Raw genomic sequence first — 2,582 nt, forward strand, 5'->3', positions numbered from 1 at the left:
CTGGAACGTCCCGCTGGAGCCCATTGCAAAAAAAGTGGCGCAATACAACGAAGGCAAGTAGGTCGATTTAGCGGCGCTTACATAGAACCAGCTGAAGTGCTGGGTGATCCAGCTTTGGCCTGCGCCAAAGAAGCGGGCTGCTGCCTCGGGGGCGAGCGAGCAGGTCAGCAGTAGCAGACCGATCAGCAATAAACTGGGAACTAATATGGGGAGCGACAGGGTACAACGCGGCGCTGTCGAGGGTGATGGAGTGGTCACAATAAGCTCCTTTTGACGTGGCAAAATCGAGATCTTGGCCACGGGTTCATGACAAGAAGAATTCGGGGTGTCAGAACGACACAAGACTCCTAATGGGCGCAAAAGGGAAGGATCTTGCTTCTTTTTTGTGCGCCTGTCGCTTCGGTTATTACTGGTTCAGGGTTCGGCGTCTGACTCATGAGAGTCTTTTTTAGGCGTTTGTGGCAGGTGATGAGTGGCTGGCTTCGGTGAGTGGTTGCCCACAGTGGCGGCACAGGTAGCGGCTCTGGCCGCGCTGCACCTTGTTATGCCGACGCAGGCTCAGGCGGTGTTCCTGACAGGCGCATTGATAGGCAAACAGCGGCCCCTGCAAGCTGCTGATATCCAGCTGATGGGTGACACGGGGCGCCAAGCCGAACACCTGCCGCATCATGGCCTGCCAGGCTCTGCCATGGGGCGCGACCCGGCCATGGCGGGCAAACACCAGCAGATGGGCCAGCTCATGGGCGATCACCTCGTGCAGGAATAGCGCCTGGTTCTCGACCAGCAACACCGGATTCAGGCGGATTTCCCAGCGCTGCAGATGGGCGGTGCCTGCCGCCTTGCCGCGCTGGGTGTAACTGAGTTGCGGACGCGGCCAGCTCTGCTGCAAGGCCTTTTCGGCTTGCTCAAGCCGCTGGCTCAGTGCTGCTTCGCAGCGCGCCATCAGCTGCGGATCCAGCGATACGCCGCTGCTGCGCCTTCGGGGCTGAGCTGCCGGTGGCTTGGGTGCTTGTGGCTGAGCCACCGGCTCAGGCTCTGGAGCTCTGAGCCGCTCGCTCAGGCGTTTGAACAGACTCATAGAACTATCAGATACCCAGAGGAAGGGAGGTGCTGGCTATGATGCGATGCCGCCGCCACGCTGGCAACTCGCGGCAGCGCTGGGCGGGAAAAATCGTGGTGCCGGAAAAATGGCTGGGCGGAAAATCGCGGCGCCGGAAAAAAAAGAACCCCGCAGAGCGGGGTAGGCAAAATGAAGGTTGCAGCATCAACATAATCAGCCTCGCATGGAGATGTTACCGGCCGATGACAGGCCGCAAGACCCGTCATGGAATTCTTGGCTCCCGGCACCACCCCGGCGTACTATCGGGCGCCTGCTCTCAATGAAAAGTCCTGTGCTGATAAGGAGGCGAGATGCCCGAGCTGTATCTGTTTTATGTCGGTGGCAATGCCGGAAAATCGAATATCGAAGTCCATGATATCCAGTTTGTGGTGGCCGAGAGCGTGGAGGCGGCGATCCCCCATCTGCAGGCCGCCTGGTTTGGCGATGCGGACAAGTTGCACCTGGATGGCTACCAAATCGTGCGCTGGGTCGGCGGCTATGATGTGCAGTTGCAGCCCACACGCTCGGCGGCGGCGCAGAAGCTCTACTTCGTCAATGTGGGTGGCTACAGCCCCAATACCCTGGCGGAGTTACATGACTTCGGGCTGTTTGTCGCCCCCGATGCCGCCGCTGCCAAGCAACAGGCGCTGGCCTCCTTGCTGGTGGGCTCGACCCAGCAGCACAAGGACAATCTCAAGGACGTGGATAACCAGCTGCTGCTCGACCAGTTGCAGGGCTTCCATATTCATCTCGAACCCAATCCCCATGGCCAGCCGGATCCGATCCTGTGGCAGGGCTATAGGCCCATAGGTCGCAAAACCAGCTAGCGCTGGATGGCGCTCCGCCCCGGATCCAGCTCTCTATCCTCGATAAGGGGCTGGATACGGGGCGGATCAGCTCAGGATGCGGGTACGGAAGGCGTCGTGGCGCTGGCTGTCGATGCACTGCCGAGCAGGGGCTCATGATGGGCGCGCCACCGATGTCGTGCCAGCATCAGCGCTTTATGATGACTGGCGAGGATGATGGCTTTTGATACGTAGACACTCCTCCTTGTTGCTATTTTCCGCATTCCGGCAATTTAATACCGGGCTCCGCTGGCTGGTATTTATTTTGGCCTGCACGCATTCATCTTTATGTTGATTCGCCGCATTGCTGCAATCCACGACGTTATTATTCTGTACATTTACTTTCGCGCGCACGCATTCATCTTTATGTTGATTCGCCGCATTGCTGCAATCCACGACGTTATTATTCTGCACATTTACTTTCGCCCGCACGCATTCATCTTTATGTTGATTCTCGGCATTACTGCAATTCACGACGTCATTATTATTCTGCACATTTACTTTCGCCCGCACACATTCATCTTCCTGATTACCACCATGATTCAGCCCTTCAGAACTACACTTAAATGGTTCTGTTCTGGAGGGTTAAATCATGGCCAGAAACAAGGTTCAATTTCAAAAAAGCATGAGCATTCATA

Annotated in this window: 3 protein-coding genes and 1 pseudogene; 2 read left to right on the plus strand and 2 right to left on the minus strand. The window is 56.9% G+C overall.

Annotation, left to right across the window (positions count from 1 at the left end; translation table 11 throughout):
• Positions 1 to 258, minus strand: a pseudogene (locus ACYVG7_RS10630) (hypothetical protein); the annotation flags it as partial.
• A gap of 190 nt (positions 259 to 448) precedes the next feature.
• Positions 449 to 1,078 (minus strand): SprT family zinc-dependent metalloprotease, encoded by a 630-nt coding sequence (locus ACYVG7_RS10635; protein WP_460883086.1) that lies wholly within the window; start codon positions 1,076 to 1,078, stop codon positions 449 to 451.
• Between the two features lie 332 nt (positions 1,079 to 1,410).
• Between ACYVG7_RS10635 and ACYVG7_RS10640 the strand changes: the two genes are divergently transcribed.
• Both ACYVG7_RS10640 and ACYVG7_RS10645 read left to right on the plus strand, forming a co-directional pair.
• Positions 1,411 to 1,926, plus strand: coding sequence for a DUF1543 domain-containing protein (locus tag ACYVG7_RS10640; protein ID WP_460883087.1), 516 nt, complete (start codon positions 1,411 to 1,413; stop codon positions 1,924 to 1,926).
• A gap of 306 nt (positions 1,927 to 2,232) precedes the next feature.
• The coding region (locus ACYVG7_RS10645) for a hypothetical protein (protein WP_460883088.1) at positions 2,233 to 2,582 on the plus strand (350 nt) is incomplete at its 3' end.

The sequence above is a fragment of the Pseudaeromonas pectinilytica genome (assembly GCF_054780855.1).